Raw genomic sequence first — 22558 nt, 5'->3', positions numbered from 1 at the left:
GCTTCCGAAACAAAGACCGGTTTATGACTTCAATCCTATTCCACCTAGGAAATTTGGACATGGCTGTTTCCACCTTATGATGTGAAGAGCCACAAAAATCGCCTCGTCAATATCATGGGTAATAAACACAACGGTTCTTTTTTTCTGTTCATTTTTGCAGATATGGAACAGCATATCCTGGAGCAATGCCCTGTTTTTTGTGTCTATCGCGCCGAAAGGTTCGTCCATAAGAAGAATTTCCGGATCCATCGCCAGGGCACGGGCTATAGCGACCCGCTGTTGCTGCCCCCCCGACATTTGAAAAGGATATTTGTGACAAAAATCCTGCAGCCCGACCTTCTCAAGGTACTCAAAGGCAATTTCGTCAATTTCTTTGCGGGAAAGATCTTTTTTGTTCTGCTTAATGCCGAAGGTAATATTTTCTTTTGCGTTAAGCCATGAGAAAAGAGAATAATGCTGGAAAACAACACAGCGGTCTTTTCCAGGTCCTTTTACATCTTCATTGTCAATCATTACCCTGCCGCTTGTCGGAAAATTGAGCCCTTCCAGCAGCCGGATAAGGGTGCTTTTACCGCAGCCCGAGGAACCGAGAACACAAACAAATTGTCCGGCGTCAATTTTCAGGTTTATATTTTCGAGTACCAAACCGCTTTCCTGCGCCGATCCCGGGCTGCCGTAGGTGAACGATACGTTTTCTAGTATAATAGTACCCATAATTTCTTTCTCCTAATGACCGGCGCTTTCTTCAAGTTTTGCGACAATACCTGAACCGAGTATCTTTTGTGTCATATCCCTGTATAGGTCTCGGGCAAAAACAAGTGCGCCGTTGTAACCAAGATAGCTTGTATTGCTGACGGCCGCATCACCGTAGGGTGCGGAAACCGGCAGAAAGGGCAGCCGCTTATTGTTCGCGGTAAGCTGATCCCAGCAGGTTCCAAAAAGGCAAATCCTTCTGTAAGGGAAGGTTTCTTTTGCCAGTTCCTGATCGCAGAGCCCGCCGTCAAGCGTAAAACGGTTCTTACGATACGTAAGCCCCCAAAGTGCACAATTTTAGAGAATTTCAGGAAAAAAGAGGTTTTCCGGTCTCATGCTGTTCCCCTGCCTGCTCCTCCGCCCAGCCTCGGCCTGATCCCTCCGCCTGGTCCCCTGGCCTGGTCCCCCCACTTGGCCTCCGGCCTACTCCCCGGTGGTGTATAATAGTTCATATATATATGGTTTTATATACTTGTATCATACCGCAAGTATATTTTTAGTATTTTCAATTTTTTTTTAACTTTTTTAGAATAATCTCTTGACAGGACTTTTTATTTTCCTATAATATACTATACCTAGGTAAATTATAAGATATTATTTACTTAGATATAATAAGTATAAAAGGAAACATGGAAAATGGCACGACTTTTTACCTCCGAATCGGTAACCGAGGGACACCCAGATAAACTCTGCGATCAGATATCCGATGCGATTCTGGACGCCCTGATAGCGCAGGACCCGGAATCCCGGGTGGCCTGCGAGGTCTTGGTAACGACGGGGTTAGTGCTTGTTGCCGGGGAAATATCCACCGGGGCCTATGTGGATATTCCCGCGATAGTACGGAATACCATCGTTGAAATCGGATACCACGACATAAACGGTGGCTTCGACGGAAAGACCTGCGCGGTTCTGGTAGCCCTGGACGAACAGTCCGGGGATATTGCCCAGGGGGTGAACAACGCCTATGAGTCCAAGGTCGCAGGAAGCGGCGAAAAGGAGACCGGAGCGGGGGATCAGGGGATGGTCTTCGGTTACGCCTCCGACGAGACGCCGGAATATATGCCGGCCCCCATCTTCTACGCCCACACCCTGACCCGGCGCCTTGCGGAGCTGCGCAAGACCAGGGTTCTACCCTATCTCAGGCCCGACGGGAAATCCCAGGTGACGGTGGAATACGGCGATGACGGCAGGGTCAGACGAATTCATACGGTGGTGCTTTCAGCCCAGCATGACACCGGGGTTTCCCAGGATACCCTGAAAAAGGACGTGATAGAAAAGGTGATTAAAGGGAGTCTTCCCCCGGAACTTCTTGGGGACGATACCCTCTATTTTATCAACCCCACGGGGCGTTTCCACATTGGCGGCCCCCAGGGGGATTCGGGTCTGACGGGCAGAAAGATTGTGGTGGACACCTACGGCGGCGCGGGTCGTCACGGCGGGGGCGCTTTTTCCGGCAAGGACCCCACCAAGGTGGACCGTTCTGCCGCCTATGCGGCCCGGTGGATCGCCAAGAACCTCGCCGCTGCGGGGCTAGCAAGGCGGCTGGAACTGGAGATTGCCTATGCCATTGGGGTCGCCCGGCCCGTATCCATTAGTGTCGATACCTTCGGTACAGGCAAACTGCCGGACGAGAGGATCGCCGGAATCGTAGGGAAGGAATTTGATCTCCGGCCCGATGCGATCATCAAGCAATTCAATTTACGCCGCCCCATCTACCGGCAGACTGCGGCCTACGGGCATTTCGGCAGGACTGATATTGATGTGCCCTGGGAAAAACTGGACAGGGTGGAGGAATTGAGGGAGTATTTGAGTCCCTCTCATCGGTAAAGATTGATTATATCATGGGTAACAAAACACAAGGAGGCAAACCATGAGTATTTACAAAGAGATCGGGAAAGCAAAGCTACGGGATGAGATTTATCTCAAAAACCGCATCCTGGTGGAGGGCCTTGCTTTTGAACCTTCGATCTTCAGGAGTCTGGACCTGGGGAACCGGTTCATTGAACAGGTGAACGTACTTTTCGCGCCGGATAAACACGCCCACAAATCCGTGGAGTTCCCGGGCTGTTTTCTTACTCCCTTGGGAAATTACCGGACCCAGATCCGGTGGAACCAACAGAGTCCCCTTTCCCTGGTGTACGAAGACGGGCAGTACAATATCCGGGACCAGGGCAGGACGGTGATAGAAAAGGTCAAATTCGCCAAACGGCCCGGCTATTACCGGCAAAAGACCTCCGACGGGACGGACATGCGGACGGTGGCCACCGACAGCGGGCATGGAGCTCTCTTTGTCTCATACAGTAATGAGTGTTCCCTCAAGGAGAAGGCGCTGGACTGTCTCTTCTGTAATATCAACGCTACCAAGTCCATCTACGGTGAGGCCCAGGGCATCAAATGGAAGACCCCCCAGCAGGTCGGGGAAACCGTTGCCGCAGGTTACGACGAGGGTTTTGATCACGTAACCATCAGCGGCGGCTTTATCTCCGAACGCCGGGAGGTGGAGTACTATATCGACGTAGCCGAGGCCATTCAGGAACATACGGGACTGCAGGATTTTAACGGTACCGGGGTTATCGGCGCGCCCCTGGATTTAGATGTCTTTGCCAAGTACAAGGAGGCGGGGTACCGCACCATGGCAACCAACATCGAGATCTGGAATGAAAGGATGTTCGACGTGATCTGCCCCGGGAAGGCCCAGTTCTGCGGAGGCCGGGAAAACTGGCTCAACGCCCTGGACGAAGAAGTGAAGGTATTCGGGAAATTCCGGGTCCGTTCCACTATGGTAGCCGGCATTGAACCCAAGGAATCGCTGCTGGAAGGGGTGGAGTACCTGATTGAACACGGGGTCATAGCCCAGCCCAGTCAGTGGAACGTCAACGTGGGTTCTCCCTTGGAAGGACACCGGACCCCCACCGAGGACTGGCACTGGGACGTGTTTGAAAAGACCGTAACCTTGTATCTGAAACACGGAATCACCTGGGACCAGCTCAGGGATGCCAATGCGGGAACCGATGCGGTACCCTTTGACCTCTACCGGCTGGAACAGGGGATAGAAGTCAATGAAGCGGAAAAATTGAAGTATACCGCGTAAAGATCCGCCGGCGGAGAAACCGCCGGCTCCAAAATAAGGAAGGTATTTTTTATGAAATCGAGAATTTTTTTGTTCGGGATAGTATTGTCTCTTTCGGTTTTTGTTCTCTTGAGCTGCTCGGAAAAAAAGGACGCCGCGGCATCCGCGGCTCCCACGCAGGGAAACGTGGCGGAAACACCCTTTGTGGTGCGGGTCGGCGTGGATAGTCATGCCTTCTCTTTCCAGTTCCGGGTGGCGGAACAGACAGGGATCTTCGACAAGCATAATGTTGACGCGGAATTGTTTACCTTCTCGTACGGCATCGACACAATAAACGCCGCAATCCTGGGGGAAACCGATTCCGCCGAGGCCATGGATTTCGCCGCCGCTTCCCGGTTTTCGGAAAGCAACAAGCTGAGAATCCTGGCTACCATTACTACCGCCAATCCTGACGGCAGCCATCTGTATACCCGGAACGACGCCATCAAAACCCCGTCGGATCTCAAGGGAAAGCGCATCGGTGTACAGAAGGCTACCGCCAACGAGTTCCTCTGGGCGCGGCTTTTTGAAAAGTACAACCTGAAAAAAGAGGAAGTGAACCATATATATCTGGGTTCCAATGCGGAACTTCTGGCTGCCTATCAGTCCAACGAGATAGACGCTTTCTGGGTAGGAGCGGATCTGGAAAAGGCGGTCAATGAAATTCCCTCTTCCAGGGACATAGGCAATGTTAGTCTTGCCGGTTATCTTCAGCGGGGTTTCCTCCTTTTGGATGCCGATCTCATCGCTAGAAATCCGGCGGGGGTTGAGCGGTTTCTCAAGGCCCTGGATGAGGCGACAACATTCATCAAGGAAAAGCCTGAAGAAACCGCCCGCATCGCCTATGAGGATCTTAAACTCCCCGTTGACGCGGCCCTCAAAAGCATTGAGGCCCAGAATTACGAACTCAGACTTACTCAGGAGGATCTGGATCAGATTACCAGCGTGGCCGAGTGGTCGTATGCCAACGGTCTTTTCAGAAACAAGTACAACATCAAGGACTATATCGATCCCGTTCCTCTGCGCAATGTCTTGCCTGACCGGGTAACGGTACAGTAGGAAGACCTGTGTCGAAAGCGGCCTTGGATATTACCGCTTAAAACCGGCCGGCGGAAGAACCGCCGGCCCCAAAAAAGAAGGTGTTTTTTATGAAATCAAGAATTTTTTTATTCGGGATAATGCTGTCTTTTTCGGTTTTTGTTCTCTTGAGCTGCTCGGAAAAAAAGGACGCTGCGGCATCCACGGCCCCTGCGGTACAGGAAAGCGCGACAGAAACACCGTTTGTGGTGCGGATAGGCGGGGACAGCGGCGCGTTTTCTTATCAGTTCCGGGTGGCCCAAAAGACCGGTATTTTCGACAAATACAACATTAAAGCCGAGGTCTCGACTTTCTCCTACGGGATTGATACCATCAATGCCGCGATTCTGGGTGAAACCGATTCCGCGGAAGCCATGGATTTTGCAGCTGCTTCCCGGTTTTCCGAAAGCAATAAACTCAGGATTATCGCAACAATTTCTTCCGGTCTTGCATCGGGCAGCCATCTCTATACCCGGCATAGCGAAGTAAACTCCCCCGCGGATCTGAGGGGGAAACGCATCGGCGTACAGAAGGCCACTGCTAATGAATATACCTGGGCCCGGCTGTTTGATAAATACGGTATAAATAAAGAAGATGTCATCCATATCTACCTGGGTTCCAACGCTGAACTCCTGGCTGCCTACCAGGCCAATGAGATAGACGCTTTCTGGGTAGGCGCGGACATTGAAAAAAATATCCAGGAAATTCCTGGTTCACGGAATTTGGGAGACAACAGCCTTTCGGGGTATCTCTCTGTGGGCTTCCTGCTCCTGGATGCCGACATTATTGCCAAAAACCCTGCCGGGGTGGAACGCTTTCTCAAATCTCTGGATGAGGCGACGGTGTACATTAAGGATCATCCTGACGAAACCGCCAGAATTGCCTACGAGGATTTGAAGATACCTGTAGACGCCGCCCTCAAGACCATTGAGAATCATCGGTACCAGCTCAGGCTTTTAAAGGAAGACGTGGATCAGATTGCCGATGTGGCGAATTGGTCTTATGAAAACGGCCTCTTCAGGAACAAATATAATATTTACGATTTTGTGGATTCCGGACCCTTGCGTAATATTCTTCCTGACCGGGTAACGGTACAATAGGAGGAACTTTTATGTCGGAAGCGGCAATTGTAGGTCTCAGGACCGCGGTGCGGGACGAGGTAGTAGCAGGTGTACAGGCTGTGTATAGCGGAGCTCTCATCAGTATCAGGAATATGTCCCTGAGTTATGAGAGTGAAAAAAAAGTCAGCCGGATCGATGTACTTTCCGGGGTGAACCTTGAAATAGAGAAGGGGGAATTTCACATCCTCCTGGGACCCTCCGGCTGCGGCAAGTCCACCCTTCTCAATGTCATCGTAGGGTATCTTAAAAATACCGGTGGGGAAGTAACCGTTTACGGAAAGAAGATCGAAAGGCCCGGCAGGGACCGGGGCATGGTTTTCCAGAATGCCGATTCGGCGATCTTCCCCTGGCTTACGGTGCGGGAGAATGTGGAATTCGGCCTCCGCATGAGGGGAATAAAGAAGAAGGATCGCCGTGAAGCCGCTTCCCGCTATATCGGTCTTGTGGGCCTCAACGGTCATGAAAACAAATTTCCCCATGAGCTTTCGGGGGGCATGAAACAACGGACCCAGATTGCTCGGCTTCTGGCCAACGATTCGGATATCCTTGTCATGGATGAGCCCTTCGGCGCCCTGGACGCCCAGACCCGGCGGATTATGCAGGGCGAGCTCGTGAGGACCTGGCGGGAGACCCAAAACACCATTGTCTTTGTGACCCACGATATACAGGAATCCATACTTCTGGGGCAGAAAGTCCACATCATGTCCCGCTCCCCGGACGCAAAAATTTACAAAACCTATAACGTTAATTTGTCCTATCCCCGGCGCGAATCGGATCCGCAGTTCCAGAAAATTTTCAGCCGGATTCAGGGGCACTTTGATTTCGGTGGGGGTATTTAAAGGATCGATTATGAGTAACACCGTATTTGTTCACGAGGGAAGCGCCGTCGCCGTGAAAGATAAAATCCTCCAGGCCTTGGGTAGGGGAGGGCGCTTCCTCATCAGTTCAGGCGTTTTGACCTGGCTTATCCTGTTTGCCGTCTGGGGGATCATCTCCCTCTTTTATTCATCAACCTTTTGGCCCAATCCCCTTGAAACCATCGTGGGAGCCAAAGAGATCATTCTTGACGGAACCCTGATCCAGTTTGCGGCCATAAGCCTGTGGCGGGTTTTCAAGGGCTGGATTCTCGGCTGCCTTGTGGCCGTACCTCTGGGCATCCTCATCGGCCGTAACCGGATCATCAGGCAGCTTGTGGAACCGGTTATCGATTACTTCCGCTTTATCCCGGCTATAGCCTTTCTCACCCTTTTCATCATGTGGTTCGGGGTGGGGGAAAAATCAAAAACCATCCTCATCATGTACGCCACCTGTTTTACGGTGATTATCAATACCGCCAGCGGCGTACTTAGTATCGATGAGAACCGCATCCTGGCTGCCCGGACCCTGGGAACCAGCGAGATACAGATACTCTTTCATGTGATCCTCCCCTCCTGCGTACCCTTCATCTTTACCGGCGTCCGCCTGGGCATGGGCGGGGCCTACACTTCTATTGTGGCGGCGGAAATGATCGCCGCCAAAGAAGGTTTGGGGTATCTCATCTTCACCTCCCGGCTTTATTTCCGGGTGGATTGGATCCTCACCGGGGTCATCGTTCTGGGACTTATCGGCTACCTTACCGATCAGGGTATCCGGCTTTTGGGTAAGAGCATACTGAAACGGTATGGTATTCATGACGTCAAAGAATTTGATCACGCCAAAACCGGAGAGTAGAATGGAAACCCCAAAACACATCGCCATATACGGGAAGGGCGGCATAGGAAAATCCACCACAACCTCCAATATCAGCGCGGCTCTGGCGGAGGCGGGATATCGGGTTATCCAGATCGGTTGCGACCCAAAGAGTGATTCTACCAATACCCTGAGGGGGAACAACTATCTCCCCACGGTGCTGGACAGCCTCCGGGAAGGGACAAAGGTTCATCTGGAAGATATATCGGTTCAGGGCTACCGGAACGTCCTTTGCATTGAAGCAGGCGGCCCCGTACCGGGAGTGGGCTGCGCCGGCCGGGGCATCAACGCCGCGGTCAGCCTGCTCCAGGAACTCCGCCTCTTCGAGGAATTCAAGCCCGACTTTGTTCTCTACGATGTGCTGGGGGATGTGGTATGCGGTGGATTTGCGGTACCCATACGGGACGGCATTACCGACCGGGCCTTCGTGGTAAGCTCATCGGATTTCATGGCCATCTATGCGGCCAACAATCTCTTCAAGGCCATCAGCAAGTACGCCCCCACCGGCGGTGCCCGGCTGGGGGGAATCATCGGGAATGGCCTTTCCGCGGGCTACTCCAAATCCATCATCGACGACTTTGCGGAAAAGACGGGAACCCAGGTGGCGGGGTATGTTCCCCGATCCCTGATAATTTCCCAGAGCGAACTCTACGGGAAGACGGTAATCGAGGCCAAACCCGATTCGGACCTGGCAGCCCTTTACCGGGAACTCGCAAAATTTATCGCTGAAAATTCCAATCTGACCGTACCGAACCCCCTGGGGATAGTAGAACTGCGGGACTGGGCGCGGGAATGGGGCGACAAGATATACAGACTGGAAGACGGGGAAAATCCCGCCGAAAGAGCCCCCTGATGTCCCTCTTTACCGGACGGACCATCCTCTCCCGGGAGAAACGGGTCTCCACCCTTTCCGCCTATATGGGAACCATCGGAGACTTTCAAAGGGAGGCTGCCTCACCGGAACAGCGGCAGCGGATCCGTACCCTTTCCCAGGCCAGGGACGACGATATTCTTGCGGCCCTGGAACTCCTCTCCTCCATTTCGGAGACCGTAACCGTCATTCACGGAGCGGCGGGCTGTTCTGCGGCAGCCCCCGGTTTTTACCGGGGAGGAGACGCCTGGTATTCCACCGGCCTGAATGAACAGGATACCATTTTAGGGGGGGGAGAAAAATTGCGGGCCGTCCTGACACGGGCCTGGGAGGAACATCATCCCCGAATAATTTTTATCCTGGGAACCCCGGTGGTAGCCATCAATAATGACGATGTCAATTCGGTGGTTTTGGAACTGGAGGGGGAGCTTGACGCCAGGATCATTCCCGTCATGACCGACGGCTTCAAATCAAAGACGGCGGTGAACGGCATTGATATGGCCCTCCAGGGCATAGGCCGTTACCTCGCCGCCGGGCCGGCGCGGAAAGTTCCGGATCCGGAACCTTCCGGTGCTGATTTCATCAACCTCATCACGGTTTCCGAAAACCGCCGGGGGGTAAACGCCCTGGTCCGGCTTGCGGAGGCCGCAGGTTTCGTGGTCAACCTCATCCCCCGTTTCGGTTCCGCCGCAGGGATTCTGCGGGCAGGGAAGGCGAGGGCCTCCATCGCGGTAAATGATTCCCGGGCCGATGTATTCCTGCGGGGGGTGGAAGAAACGAGCGGGGTGATCTCCCTGAGGACGGGAACCCCCATCGGGGCAGACGCGGTCTCCGAATGGCTTCTGGCCTTGGGAAAAACAGGGGGCAGGGAAGAGGAGGTTCTCAGGGTCATTGAAGCAGAACAGCGGAAACTCCCCCCCGGCGGAAAGCCCCTTGAGGGCAGGCGGATCTTCGTTGACCTCCCCGCCGGGGAGGCGGCGGAGACCGCCCTTTTTCTCGAATCCCTGGGGGCCGAAATCACCGGACTCTCCCTGGACTTCGTGGATGAAACCAACATGGAAAGCCTGGGGCGGCTTCCGGCGGAACTCCTTATCCATGTAGGGGACGGGCAGGTCTATGAACTGGCCAGCCTCTTTAGCAAGACCCCCCCGGATTTTTATATCGCCCAAGATCCCGCCTGGGCCGCGGAATTCGGTGTCATTCCTCTTTCGGTCCGGCAGCTTGCCCTGTACGGTTACGAGGGCGCGGAAGAACTGGCGGCAGCGCTGGGAAGGGCCGAAGCCCGGACCTTCACGGATTATCTCCATGAAAATCTGAAATCTCCCTATAAAGAGGGATGGTTAAAAAAAAATCCCAACTGGCATATAAAGCAGGAAGTAAAGTAATATGCGAGGTATCAAAGGACCCGGGCCGGGCTGCAACTTTCAGGGCGCCCTGGACACCCTCACCAGGATCGAAGGGGTAGTCCCCATCGTTCATTCCACCGCGGGTTGCGTTATCCAGCATTACCATGCCCTCAGGGCGGGCGGCTCTCTGGGCGCCTTTCTTGAGGGCTTTGAGGTCCCTTCTTCCAATGTCTGGGAAAAACAGATCATCTTCGGCGGCGCTTCCCGCTTGCGGGAGCAGATGAAAAACGCCGTCAAAGTTTTCTCCGGGGACCTGTACGTTGTCCTTCCGGGCTGTGAATCCGAAATGGTGGGGGACGATGCCGCCGCCATGACCGCCGAGCTGGCCGGACAGGGGGCGCCTGTCATCTGTTACGAAGGGGCGGGCTTTAAGGGAGATGCCTACAGCGGCTATGCGGGGGTAACGGAGGCCATTTTTGCCCAGCTTCCCGGCGTAGCCGCTATTCCCGCGAAAGGTGGGGAGCGGAGCGTCAACATCCTGGGGCTTGTCCCTGGACAGGACCCCTACTGGCAGGGGAACCTGGCGGAACTGGGGCGTATCTTCCACCGCCTAGGCGTAAGGGTCAATACCTTCTTTGGATCGGGTCAGGGGCTGGAAAGCTGGAAGAGAGCCTACCGGGCGGATCTTACCATCGTTGTTTCAAGGTGGGGAATCAGGGCGGCAAAACTGCTGGAGGACCGGTACGGGGTCCCCTCTCTGGAACTGAACGGGGCTTTTCTTGGGGAGCAGGAAACCGGAAGCGCCTTGAGAAAAGCGGCGGCCCTGCTGGGGGAGGAAAGGGAACTTGAACCCTTTCTGCAAGCAGAGAAGAGCCGTTTTGTTTATGCCCTGAGACAAATCAGGGACTATTATTATGCCCATTTCCCCCGGAACTATGGGATTGCTGGGGACGAAGGCGCCATACTCCGGTACGGCAAATTTCTCGGCGGCGTTTTGGGTTTTTCTCTCAAGGCCGCCATCATAACGGATGCTCCGGCGGGGGAAGAGAACCCCCGTCCGGCGGCGGAGCTCGAGGGTCTTACGGAAAAGGTCTACTGTTCAAAAGATCGCGGGGAAATTGCGGAGATCATTGTGGATACGCGGCCCCAGCTCATCCTGGCGGGGGCGCCGGAGAAGGCTCTTGCCCGGCGTCTCGGTATTCCCCTCTTAAGGGTTTCTTCCCCTGCGGGCAGGATGATGTTAAACCGCAGCAACCTGGGCTATACGGGGGCCCTCACGGTACTTGAAGAACTGTGGGAACTCTTCGTTCCCGCGGACCCAGGACCGTACCCCATCCGATAGACATAAAAATAAGCGTATAGTACAACAGAAGGAGAGGATATGTCTATTCGGGGTGTTGCTCAGCTTAAAGACCAGCCCCCAAGAGGTACATGCGGCTACCGGCTGTTAATCGTGGTTACGGGGTCAGTTTCTGCCCCAGATCCTCAACAACCGGTAGTTGTTCTTCCGAACTCCTACACTATACCAGACAACCGTATGTTTTTATCATAACATCGTGGTTAAATTTCCTCCAAATTCAACAAAAACATGGTAATCGTTTACATTTTTTTCTTGACAAATTCCGAAGATGGCCTGATCATAGACAAATAGGGATAGTAATGAGGGGCTGTTTCAAGATGCGATGGTCCTGAAGGATCCTGCCCTTGGAGCGGCGGCCTTAAGGTAAAGGAGTGGTATATGCTTATTGGAGTATCACCGGTGATCAGTCCGGAGCTGTTGGATGCCCTTTTTCGTATGGGGCATGGGGATGAGCTGGTGTTGGCCGATGCCTTTTTCCCTGGGGATACCTGTAATTCCCGGGTGATCCGGGCCGACGGTATCCGGATCCCCGCCCTGCTTGAGGGGATCCTCAAGCTGATAAACCTGGATTACGCGGTTCCCCACCCGGTAATGATGATGCAGGTCATGCCCGGGGATACGGCGGATCCTTCGGTGGAGGCCTCCTACCGGGCGGTGATAGAGGGTCTGTGGCCCGGAACCCCCGCCCCGGAGCTGATTGAGCGCTTTGCCTTTTACGAACGTACCAAAAAGGCCTATGGGGTGGTGATGACCGGAGAAACCGTAAAATACGGGAATATCATTCTGAAGAAAGGGGTTATTCCGGTTTAAGGGAATGTAAACGATTACATCGGAGGGTATATGAAACGGCAGACCATACGGGATGTCGCCGCCGCGGCGGGGGTTTCCATTGCCACGGTCTCCCGAACCCTTGCGCCGGATAAAGCGGGCCGGGTAGCCGAAGGCACCCGCCGCTTGGTATTTTCCGCGGTGGAAACCCTGGGGTATCGTACCAACCATGCCGCCCGAAGTCTTAAGACCCGGTCCACCAGGACCATCGCGATTGTGGCCCCCGAGTTGGCCAATGATTTTTTTATGGACTTGGCGGAGGGTATGGAAGGCGAATTGGATGCCCACGGCTACACCCTGCTCATCGCCTCTTCCGCCAATTCCGACGAGGAGGAACGAAAGCGGCTTTCCGTTTTGGCGGACCGTATGGTGGACGGTATGGTGGTGATTCCCGCGGGCCCCCGGGGGACCCACCTCAAGGCCCTGACCGGCCGGGGGGTTCCCGTGGTACTGGTGGATCGGCTGGTAGAAGGGGTCGACTTGGACGCGGTACTTTCGGATAATGAGACCGGGGCTTTTGAGCTTACCCGGGCGCTCCTTTCCGATGGGTACCGGCGGATCGCCTTTGTGGGGGGGGACATCACCATTTCCACCGCCCGGGAGCGGCTTTCCGGATTCGGGCGCGCCCTGGCGGAGGGGGGGATACGGCCCGAACCGGATTGGATCCGTCTGGGGGGCATGGGAATGGAAGACGGCTATCGGGGGATGGATGCCATCCTGCAATCCCGCCGCCGTCCCGAAGCCCTGGTGGCGGTGAATCTTTTGGTCCATCTGGGCATGGAACGGCGTCTTTTGGAACAAAACCAAAGATCCCGGGGAACGGAGGCCATGGTTATCGCCGGATTTGACGAAACCGCCTATACCCCCTTCCTGCCGGCGTGCCGGTATACCGCCGCCCAAGATGCCGCGGGCATGGGAAAACAGGCGGTTCAGCGGCTCCTGGAACGGATCGCGTTGAAAAAAAATTCAGCCGGGCCGGAAGCCGTGGAAGAAAGCGCCGGGGGGCAGATTATCCGTCTCCCGGTGAAGATTATCCGTCATCGGCCTGAGCCTTTTTTAAAACCCTGGTTTTAAAAAAGGTTTCCGGGGCAGTTCCGTTCCCGTCGTTGATGTTGGAAGAAGGGGCCGGTCTAAAATTGGGACCGGCCTGGTGAAAAGCGGAAGCCTAAAAGTAAGGTGGTCCGCTTTCCCGCATAAATCTAAGGCTGCTTGACAGGCATTGTTTGTCTTTCAGAACCGTGGTCCCGGCGGGCCAGCGGATTTTGAAACAGCCTCGAATAAAAATTTTTTGGAGGAAATTATGGCTGACGTATCAAATCTCAAGGTAAACGCCCCGGTAAACCGTTTCCGGGGGGCCGTACCGAAAATCGGAATCCGGCCGGTCATTGACGGCAGGCGCCGGGGGGTTCGGGAGTCTCTTGAGGAAGTGACCATGGGCATGGCCCGGGCCGCGGCGAAACTCATCACTGAAAACCTGAGACACCCCAACGGCCTTCCCATCGAATGTGTCATCGCCGATTCTACCATCGGGGGGGTGGCGGAAGCCGCCGCGTGCCAGGACAAATTCTCCCGGGAGAACGTGGCGGTTACCCTCACGGTAACCCCCTGCTGGTGTTACGGCTCGGAGACCATGGACATGGACCCCCAAACCATCAAGGCGGTCTGGGGGTTTAACGGAACCGACCGGCCCGGCGCGGTCTACCTCGCCGCGGTTCTGGCGGCCCACAGCCAGAAGGGGCTCCCCGCCTTCGGTATCTACGGCAGGGATGTACAGGACCTTTCCGATACCGGCACCATTCCCGAAGACGTAAAGGACAAGCTCCTCCGCTTTGCCAAGGCCGCCCTGGCCGCCGCCTGGATGCGGGGCAAAAGTTATCTCTCCGTCGGATCCGTATCCATGGGGATCGCCGGTTCCATCACCAACGCGGACTTTTTTCAGGAATACCTGGGGATGCGGAACGAATATGTGGATATGTCGGAGCTGGTGCGCCGCTTTGAGGAGCGGATCTATTCCGACGCGGAGTACAAACGGGCCCTGGCCTGGACCCGGGCCAACTGTAAGGAAGGCCCCGATAACAACCCCCCCAAGGAGCAGCACGGCCGCAAGCGTAAGGACGAGGTCTGGAAGACCTGCGTAAAAATGGCCCTGATAGTACGGGACCTGATGGTGGGGAATCCGGACCTGCGGCGGAAGGGCTTGATCGAGGAATCCCTGGGACATAACGCCATTGCGGCGGGTTTCCAGGGACAGCGGCATTGGAACGATCACTTCCCCAACGGGGATTTTATGGAGGTGATCCTCAATTCGTCTTTTGACTGGAACGGTATCCGTTCCCCCTATATTGTGGCCACCGAAAACGACTGCCTCAACGGGGTTTCCATGCTCTTCGGCCACCTCCTCACCGGGACCGCCCAGATCTTCTCCGATGTGCGGACCTACTGGAGCCCCGCTGCGATTGAGCGGGTCAGCGGCTGGAAACCCGAAGGGGGCGCGGCCAACGGCCTCATCCACCTGATCAACTCCGGGGCCACCACCCTGGACGGTACCGGCAGACAGCGGAAGGACGGTAAGCCCGCCATGAAGCCCTTCTGGGAGATCTCCCCCGACGAGGCCGGGGCCTGCCTGGACGCGGTCCAGTGGCGTTATGCCAGCCTGGGCTATTTCCGGGGAGGGGGCTATTCCTCGGACTTCATCACCGACGGGGATATGCCCGTTACCATGTGCCGGCTCAACCTGATAAAGGGGGTGGGCCCGGTACTCCAGATCGCCGAGGGGGTTACCGTCACCATCCCGGACCATGTCCACGACAAGCTCGACCTCCGCACGGACCCGACCTGGCCCACCACCTGGTTCGCCCCCCGGATCACCGGGGAAGAAGGGCCCTTTAAGGACGTGTATTCGGTGATGGCCCACTGGGGCGCCAACCACGGCGCGATCTCCTACGGTCACAACGGCGCGGACCTTATCACCCTGGCCAGCATCCTCCGGATCCCGGTTTGTATGCACAACGTGTCCCCTGACCGGATCTACCGGCCCAGTTACTGGAACGCCTTCGGTATGGACAAGGAAGGGGCGGACTACCGGGCCTGCTCCGCCTTGGGACCCCTGTATAAGTAAACAAAACAGGCAAGTATGGGGAAGACGGGTCTTCCCCATACCTTGTCGGCAGGATAATACCGCATTTGAAGAAAATTAACCTCGAACCACCCCAAAGAACAGGGGCAAAAGGGAGATGCCGGTGGTCAAATGAAAAGTTTGTGAGGGTTCGGGGTTAAAAATTCCTATGCGCCTCCTGTGATACTAGGGGTTTTTGTTTTTACCGCTTTGTGCTATAATAAATAATAGAAGGAACCGCTGAGACCGTCCGCCGGAGGTCCGCCGGTCCAATATTGATAAGGAGGCTTGTTATGCCGGAACCTGCCAAAAGAGACGCCAAGGCCCCACGATTCCTTGAAATTGTGATAAAAGACAGTGAAGGTAAAGTCTGGTCCACCGTTTACGCCCAGGCCAAGGACTTTTCCACCGGTTCGGTCGGTTATTATGCCTCCGAAAAGGCCACCAACCCGGAAAGCGCCGAGCGGTATCAGTGCAGCCTCAGTTTTACCCTCATCGGATCCAAACCGGGAAAGTAAGGGGAGCAGTCATTTTTCCGCCTTTTCCCAGTTGGCGGGATCAAAAATAGTATCGTGAACATAGTAATCCTTGTCCGGTTCCAGGGTAATGCGCGTTGCCTCCGGGTTTTCCAGATGTATTCCGCCGGAACAGGCAACATAGAGGGGATAATTTTTAAGTTCCACTGAAATTTCCCTGCCCGTAAAAGGATTTACCGGGTTTTCAATCTGTCCCTGAAACGCAAGAAAAGGAACGTCGGCGTTTGTCATAAAGGTATGATCGGTTCGTATGCTGCCGGAAGCATAAAAATCCTTGACCAGCAAAAGGGGATTAAAATTGTCGATGTTGACGGAAAATCCCGGACTCATGGGTGAAACATAATTTTTCTGGGCCCCGTGATCGGCAACGATAATTATGCGGGTATTGTCATATATATTTTCCTGCTTCAGGAAAGAAAACCAGTCGGCAAGGCGCAGGAGCGCGGCGGCGTTTCCGTGATATTCTGATTCCTTTGCATAGGGGCTTTTCCCGTAATTGGTTACATTTATCGCCGGCCGGTAGTCGGGGGCCTGCATAAGGGAAGGGTTATGGGTGGTGTTATTCACCATAATAAGCGCCGTATTTTCTTTTTCGGCCCGGGTATCCGTAAGCCGTGGCAAAAAATCAAGAACCGAATAACCGTTCAGGGTATTGGTTAATTTATATCCTGAAAGGGACGCAAACCAGCCCCCCTGTTGGTAGATGCCTTCCCGCATAAAAAGGGGTACTATTTTTAGGATACCGTACCATAAAATATTGCGCTTAAGGACATCACCCTGGGATGGCAAAACCATAGTATGTTCTTTAAGCCATATGGCGGTATATTCCGCGTCGGTAATACGGGCTTTTATTTCAGGATAGGGATCATATAACCGTAAATCTTCTTTATAGCTGTAATTCGGATAGGGGGGATCCGTTACGGTAACCTGGTATCCTGCCCGGGAAAAAATGAGGGGCATGAGCAGGAGCGCCTCATTATGCTTTTTGACCACAGGAACCGTATCCCGCTTGTTAAACTCGGTGGGAATATATTCGTATCCCCCAAAAATTGGCGGCGCCCCCAGGCGGGTATAACCGTTAAAGGAAAGGGTATTCGGATAATAGACAAAACCGGCATAACGGTCCTTTAATTCCGGAAGTTCCTCAAGAATAAACGGAACAAAGGAACTGGTTGCCCGGTCAAGCATTAAGACAACGGTATTTTTTCCGGTTTTCGAGAAATGAAAGACCGGTTCCACAGAGACTTCGGTTTTTTTGTCAAGGTGAAATTCGCTTGTTTTCTGAAATTCGGTTTGTATAAAGGCGATGTTCCTAATCGACAGGACGAGGAACACGATGCCGGAAAGAGCGGCCGCCGGGAAAATTATTTTATAGAATCCTTTTAAAAAGAGAAAGGCCATGATCCCTATCGGGATACAGAGGATGGCGATATTGACGAGTATTTCGTACACCGAGGGGTTGACGCCGTTCTCAAAAACCATATCTATGCTTAAGATTCCGTAATTTCCGGGGAAGAGAAATACATTACATAAAGCGGTAACACAAAACAGTAATCCGGTCATGGCCAAAGTTTTTTTTGTCGAAAAGAGGAAAAAGAAACACAAGGGCCAAAATATAAAGAACCCAAATGCCTGGGCAAAGGTATTAAAAACAAAAAACAACGGGGTATGATTATCGATATACGAGAATTCCTGCGGAGAGGACGCTACCAGCATGGACGGAAGAAACAGGCCGGTTATCATACATAATACCGCGCAGGAAAGGATGAAAAAAAGAAACAACCGGTTTACCGGATAATCGGGACCGGCTGCTTTTTGCATGTTCCTTTTTAAAACAGGAATAATCCAAAGCATAATGCTAAGGAGCAGCAGCATGACGGCAAAAATATGCCTTACCCGGGGATTTCCCCGGTGGACCGCCAGGACGTAATAGATCATGGCGAAACATAAAAGCGATATAAGAGAACGGAGGACGATTTTTTTAAAATCGGTATGTATTTTATCGTAAAGATGCTTTATAAGGGAAAAACAGTTGTTTCCTATCCAGTACATCAGGAGGCCCGAGGGTGAATTGTACAATAACAACAAAAAAATCAAGGCCGTGCCGTAAAGCGGTAACTTTTCTTTTAGGGGGAATCCCTTGGTATAAATTAAAGCCGCGGCGCAGTTTATCAGGGCCATTATAACGGGGAAGCTATTGAATTGAACACCGCCCAAAGAAATCAACCGGTCAGGCAGACTTAAATCGGAAATAAATAAAAAGGAAGTTCCCTTAAGGGCTTCATTATGGGAAAGAAAGGAATATGCGGCTATAAAAAAGGGAATTTGTATCAATAAACCAAAGGTACTGCGCATGGTGTAAACCGGATGGTAGTGGTTTTGCCGGTAATAAGCCGATAAGATGAGGTATTGTTCGTCACCTTTAAAGACCGCCCGGATCTTGTCAATTTTAGTCTTCATGCGTTTTTGGGTCTCCCGTTCCAATCGCTGCCAAGATTCGGCCACATTGTATAAGGGCAGACAGAGAAGGCTGATTGCGATACTGATAAAAATAACGGAGATCCCGGTATCCTTAAAGGTCAGCCGGGCAAAAACAAAGACCACTTCAAATATCGTTTTCAGAGGATATATAATAACCGTATAAAGAATATCAACCATTGCTTTTTCCGGTAAGGCCTATCATAAAATCGGCGGCACGCTTTCCCGCTTCTCCCTGAAATTGCCACGCCGTACTTTTTGCCGCTCCCCGGGCTTTTTTCAATTCCCCGCTGTCGGAAGCGTTTTTTATCACTTCCCCGATGGAAGTAAACATCTCTTCTTTAAGCTCAATGCCGATTTCACGCAAAATTTTAAACTGCCACAATGCATCACCGGCAGCATCCCCCAGATCGTCGGCATCGTAAGGCCGCAGGTCCAGTCCCTGCTTTACATACATAACCGGTTTATCAAAAAGAAAGATATAATCAAAAATAATGCCTGAAAAATCGGAAATCATCATATCGGCCTTGGCGAGGGAATAAATATTTTCCCGTTCATAATCCCATTGCACATTGGCCGCCCCTTTGTATTTTTCCGCAAGGGATTCAAGCATAGGGGCTTCGGATTTTTTTGACTGCGGATGGGGCCGTATGATGATGCGCCAGCCGGTTTTAACCAGGGGATCCAGTAATTTGCCGCCGTATTTACTCAACAAGGCCGAGGGGCCCCATGAAGGAGAGACCAGCACGGTAAAGGGATGATACTCCTCATGGGGAATCTGCTTTATTGTTTCGGCGTATACGTCAAGATAGGTACATCCCACCGTGACAAGCTGTTTTTCCGGCAGGCCCCGCAGTTTTTCCAGGGCCCGGATATCCTTTGCCTGATAGTCTCCGGTCAACAAAATCGAATCGAAATAATCTATGCCGAACATACGGTACATGGTGGCGTCGCTGGGGGCGTGGAGTATATGGGCGTAGTGCCGGACATTTTTTGACCGCTTGAGTTGGTATACGTCAAGGCCGGGAGTAGTCATAAGAACTACCTCGGCGGACAGCAAATTGAGCCTGGCGAAGGCCCTGTTCCCTTCCCCGATAAATTCACTTTTTATAAAATAATATTCCTGGGAAAAAACAGGATCGTCTTCATGGGAGCTAAGATACAGGAGGTTTATCTCCCGTTTTTCAAATTCGTCAAGGATGGGTTTAAAGACATTCCAATACTGCCGTCCCTCGGAATAAATAACATAGGGGTGGGATAAGCCCGGGTTAACCGCGGCCCGTCCGCCTGAGAACACGACCTTTGCCTTTATGATCACCGCCCGGGCAAGAAAATACAGGGTTGCCGCCGCTCCAATCAAAATTGAAAAGAGCATGCTTCCCGTACCGGGATCAATATACAGGGGGTATAGTATCATTTCTCTACCTTCTCCCAGTTTGCGGGATCAAAGATGTTGGTATGGACATGCAGCCACTGGTGCCTGTCTATATTAAAGCGGTATTTACTGTGATTGGTCGGATAAAATTTGCTTGAAGTCGTAATAGTTACGCCGTCGTTTTTATCGGCCTTGACCATATTGCCCGTGAACGGATTAAGGGCATTGTTCACCACTCCCTCTAATGCCAGTATCGGCACATCGGCCTGTGTCATAAACCGGGAATCGGTTTTAAGCGGGCCCTGGCTGTTAAAATCTTTTGTCATTAAAAGGGCGTTGTATTGCGTTACATGATCCCCATTGGGCAATAGTATGTTATTGTTTTCGGCAAGGGCAAGATCCCTGCCGTGATCTGCGGTGATAATTATACGGGTGTTGTCATAGGCGTTATTTTCTTTTAAAAAAGCAAACCATTTTTCCAACAAAAGAAATGCCGCCATATTAACATGGTAGTACGGATTATCGGCGTAGGGTCCTTCTCCTGAGTCTGTTACAGTATTTGCGGGAATGTAAAGCGGCGCCTGTAGAAAAAGAGGGTCATGGGTAAGTTCGTTAAAAATGATGGTATAGGTGCCGCTTTCTGCGTCAAACCTTGTAATTTCAGGCAGATAATCCAATGCCGCGTATTTACCGAGGGCGTTTACCGTGAGTATATTTCTGCTTTCCTGAATATCACGGTCATGTACAAAGAGCCAGTCCCCTCTGTCATAGATAAAAGTCCGTAAAACCGGCGGCGCCATCTTAAAAAAAGAAAAACGTTCCAATCTTGTTTTTAATATATTTGAGACGGAAATTATCCCTATGTCAGGATGCTCATTAAGCCAATAGTTGGTATATGCGGCGGATATATTTTCCGCGTGTATGTATGGATACTTTTCAAATATGCTTAAATCCGGGGTAAATGCGTAGTTTGCCCATGACGGATCGGTCATGGTTGTAATAAAACCTTTTTCTTGCAAAATACGCGGCAATAAGAGCAGGGCCTCATTGTGCTTTTCCGCAAGAGCCTTGGAATTTTCCTGCATTTCCAGAACAGTATACTCATATCCGCCCGTAAGCGCCGGTACGCCGTAAAGGGTAAAGGGACCAAAGGAAACGCAGTTAGGATACCAGGTAAAACCGCTCCAAAATGCGGCAGGGCTTTGTTTTTCGGTAAAAATATGGGGAACAAAAGCGCTTATTGCCCCGTCAAGCATAATCACGACAATATTCTGTTTTGTTTTTGAAAGCTTATAAACCGGCCTTAAAATTTGTTTTGTGTTTTGTTTTTCAAGCATTGAAAATTCATGGTAAATTTTCACGCTGCCCAAAATCCCTAAGCCGAGACAGCTCATGCACAGAATCACCTGAATCGTAAAGTATATTAACCTGCGCCGCGTTATTAAAAGAAGGAATATCGGAATAATAATTAGAATAAGAACAATACTATTGGTAATAATCAGGCTGAAATTGGTTCTGTATGAACCGGGGTTTGACAGGATCATGGTATTTGTAAGAAAGCCGTAATTGCCGGGAAATATGAAAACATTGATTAATGCCATGGCGCATAAGAGGGACGCGCAAAAATTCATAACCCCCTTGAGGGTTTTCCGAAAAAGAAAGTAAATACCGCAGGGCAAAAACAAAAATATGCCGGCGGATTGAACAAGGGTATGGTATAGATACACAAACGGTGAAGCCTCCCCTTCAATAAACGAAAACTCGGGAACCGAAGAGGTGATGAGCAGGGAGGGGATGACAATACCCGCAAGCAAAAACAGGGTAAGCGCGGAAAGAATAAACGTATAATCACGGTACCATGCCGTTTTATATAATGAAAAGCGGGTGTGAATTTTATGAGCGGCATATGCGGAAAGCCTTGCAAAAAGCGGAAGAAAAAACAGCATTGAAGATGCAATACAGACCACGAGCCGCTTGACAATATAACCGTCATGGAAAAAAAGTATATATATGTCAAGAAAAGCCGCTCCGCTGAAAATAATCCCGTAGACCCATTTTTTGGCGTGTTTTGTTTTGACCAGTATGTTTTTTACCAGAGAAAAAACATTATTCAAGGTCCAATACAGTACCAGCCCCGCGGGTGAATTATAGAGCAGCAGTAAAAAAATTACGGCCGTGCCGTATATCTGGATCTTGTCTCTTGCGGCAAGACCCCGGGAGTATAGTGCGCCGGAGACGCAATTTATGAGGGTCATCAGTATCGGCAGAAGGTTTACCCCTCCGCCCATGGGAATAAGGGCGTCGGGGGCGCCCAAGTCGCGGATAAAAAGAAAAGAGGCCCCCTGTAATACTTCCAGATGGGAAAGATAGGAATAGGCGGCGATAAAAAAGGGGATTTGAATCAGCAGGCTGAAGGTGTTCCGCAGGGCGTACACCGGATGGTAATGATTCTGCCGGTAGTAGGTTGCGAGCAGCATATATTGTTCATCGCCTTTAAATACCGCTTTTATCCTGGCGATCTTTGGGGCGAGGCGCTTCTGGATCTCCCGTTCGGTTTTCTGCCATGCTTCCGCGCGAAAATAGAGGGGCAGGGTAAGGGTACTGACCGCCATACTGACCCCCAAAAGCGCAAGACCTGTATTATGGGCAACCCGGTAAACAAAGAGATAGCACAATTCTATAATTTGGACCAAAGGAAAAATAATGAGGGTATAGAGAAAATTCATTTTTTCACCTTTCCCCCATTTGCCGGATTAAAGATGTTGATATGGAGCTTTTCCCAAAACTCGGTTAGTTTTGGGAAAAGCTTCAGAAAAAGCGGTCTAAAGCCCGCTTTTTCATATAAATCTAAGGTAGCTTTC

General features: G+C 52.0%; 17 protein-coding genes and 1 pseudogene. 13 read left to right on the top strand and 5 right to left on the bottom strand.

The features are described from left to right. Nucleotides 1-21: 21 nt before the first annotated feature. Nucleotides 22-714, bottom strand: coding sequence for an ABC transporter ATP-binding protein (locus LQZ21_RS12945; protein WP_411044937.1), 693 nt, complete (start codon nucleotides 712-714; stop codon nucleotides 22-24). Between the two features lie 675 nt (nucleotides 715-1389). On the opposite strand from LQZ21_RS12945, the gene metK reads away from it, so the two are divergent. The 13 genes from metK (at nucleotide 1390) to LQZ21_RS12880 (ending at nucleotide 15826) form a co-directional block, all read left to right on the top strand. Then, nucleotides 1390-2580 (top strand): methionine adenosyltransferase, encoded by a 1191-nt coding sequence (gene metK / locus LQZ21_RS12940; RefSeq protein WP_411044936.1) that lies wholly within the window; start codon nucleotides 1390-1392, stop codon nucleotides 2578-2580. Between the two features lie 43 nt (nucleotides 2581-2623). Beyond that, nucleotides 2624-3844, top strand: a complete 1221-nt coding sequence (locus LQZ21_RS12935) for a radical SAM protein (RefSeq protein WP_411044935.1) — start codon at nucleotides 2624-2626, stop codon at nucleotides 3842-3844. Nucleotides 3845-3895: 51 nt separating this feature from the next. Beyond that, nucleotides 3896-4921 carry an ABC transporter substrate-binding protein gene (locus LQZ21_RS12930; RefSeq protein WP_411044934.1) on the top strand — a complete coding sequence of 342 codons (1026 nt, stop codon included), beginning with the start codon at nucleotides 3896-3898 and terminating at the stop codon, nucleotides 4919-4921. A gap of 89 nt (nucleotides 4922-5010) precedes the next feature. Continuing rightward, nucleotides 5011-6039, top strand: coding sequence for an ABC transporter substrate-binding protein (locus tag LQZ21_RS12925; RefSeq protein ID WP_411044933.1), 1029 nt, complete (start codon nucleotides 5011-5013; stop codon nucleotides 6037-6039). Between the two features lie 11 nt (nucleotides 6040-6050). Beyond that, the gene (locus LQZ21_RS12920) at nucleotides 6051-6899 is read left to right on the top strand and encodes an ABC transporter ATP-binding protein (RefSeq protein WP_411044932.1); all 849 of its coding nucleotides are present in this window, start codon (nucleotides 6051-6053) and stop codon (nucleotides 6897-6899) included. A 10-nt stretch (nucleotides 6900-6909) separates the two neighbouring features. Next, nucleotides 6910-7770, top strand: coding sequence for an ABC transporter permease (locus tag LQZ21_RS12915; RefSeq protein WP_411044931.1), 861 nt, complete (start codon nucleotides 6910-6912; stop codon nucleotides 7768-7770). Nucleotide 7771: 1 nt separating this feature from the next. Continuing rightward, nucleotides 7772-8641 (top strand): nucleotide-binding protein, encoded by an 870-nt coding sequence (locus LQZ21_RS12910; protein WP_411044930.1) that lies wholly within the window; start codon nucleotides 7772-7774, stop codon nucleotides 8639-8641. Continuing rightward, a complete protein-coding gene (locus tag LQZ21_RS12905; protein WP_411044929.1) occupies nucleotides 8641-10044 on the top strand; it encodes a nitrogenase component 1 in 1404 nt (467 codons plus the stop codon). Before LQZ21_RS12910 ends, LQZ21_RS12905 begins: the two co-directional genes overlap by 1 nt. A gap of 1 nt (nucleotide 10045) precedes the next feature. Next, entirely contained in the window at nucleotides 10046-11347 is a 1302-nt protein-coding gene (locus LQZ21_RS12900) for a nitrogenase component 1 (protein ID WP_411044928.1), read from the top strand. Nucleotides 11348-11743: 396 nt separating this feature from the next. After that, a complete protein-coding gene (gene fucU / locus LQZ21_RS12895; protein WP_411044927.1) occupies nucleotides 11744-12175 on the top strand; it encodes an L-fucose mutarotase in 432 nt (143 codons plus the stop codon). A gap of 30 nt (nucleotides 12176-12205) precedes the next feature. Further along, entirely contained in the window at nucleotides 12206-13267 is a 1062-nt protein-coding gene (locus tag LQZ21_RS12890; RefSeq protein WP_411044926.1) for a LacI family DNA-binding transcriptional regulator, read from the top strand. 226 nt (nucleotides 13268-13493) lie between these two features. Beyond that, the gene (locus LQZ21_RS12885; RefSeq protein ID WP_411044925.1) at nucleotides 13494-15311 is read left to right on the top strand and encodes an L-fucose isomerase; all 1818 of its coding nucleotides are present in this window, start codon (nucleotides 13494-13496) and stop codon (nucleotides 15309-15311) included. 290 nt (nucleotides 15312-15601) lie between these two features. After that, the gene (locus LQZ21_RS12880) at nucleotides 15602-15826 is read left to right on the top strand and encodes a hypothetical protein (protein ID WP_411044924.1); all 225 of its coding nucleotides are present in this window, start codon (nucleotides 15602-15604) and stop codon (nucleotides 15824-15826) included. Nucleotides 15827-15835: 9 nt separating this feature from the next. Here LQZ21_RS12880 and LQZ21_RS12875 read toward each other — a convergent pair whose 3' ends face one another. The 4 genes and pseudogenes from LQZ21_RS12875 to LQZ21_RS12860 all read right to left on the bottom strand — a co-directional run. Then, entirely contained in the window at nucleotides 15836-18502 is a 2667-nt protein-coding gene (locus LQZ21_RS12875; RefSeq protein ID WP_411044923.1) for a YidC/Oxa1 family membrane protein insertase, read from the bottom strand. Continuing rightward, nucleotides 18495-19739, bottom strand: coding sequence for a CDP-glycerol glycerophosphotransferase family protein (locus LQZ21_RS12870; RefSeq protein WP_411044922.1), 1245 nt, complete (start codon nucleotides 19737-19739; stop codon nucleotides 18495-18497). The genes LQZ21_RS12875 and LQZ21_RS12870 overlap by 8 nt, the downstream gene beginning before the upstream one ends. Next, nucleotides 19736-21298 (bottom strand): hypothetical protein, encoded by a 1563-nt coding sequence (locus LQZ21_RS12865; RefSeq protein ID WP_411044938.1) that lies wholly within the window; start codon nucleotides 21296-21298, stop codon nucleotides 19736-19738. The genes LQZ21_RS12870 and LQZ21_RS12865 overlap by 4 nt, the downstream gene beginning before the upstream one ends. Nucleotides 21299-21829: 531 nt before the next feature. After that, nucleotides 21830-22309 (bottom strand): annotated as a pseudogene (locus LQZ21_RS12860) (YidC/Oxa1 family membrane protein insertase); the annotation flags it as partial. Nucleotides 22310-22558 lie beyond the last annotated feature (249 nt).

The sequence above is a fragment of the Treponema sp. TIM-1 genome (assembly GCF_046533115.1).
Classification (GTDB): Bacteria; Spirochaetota; Spirochaetia; order Treponematales; family Breznakiellaceae; genus JAIRMO01.
This window is presented reverse-complemented; position numbering and strand designations above follow the sequence as displayed.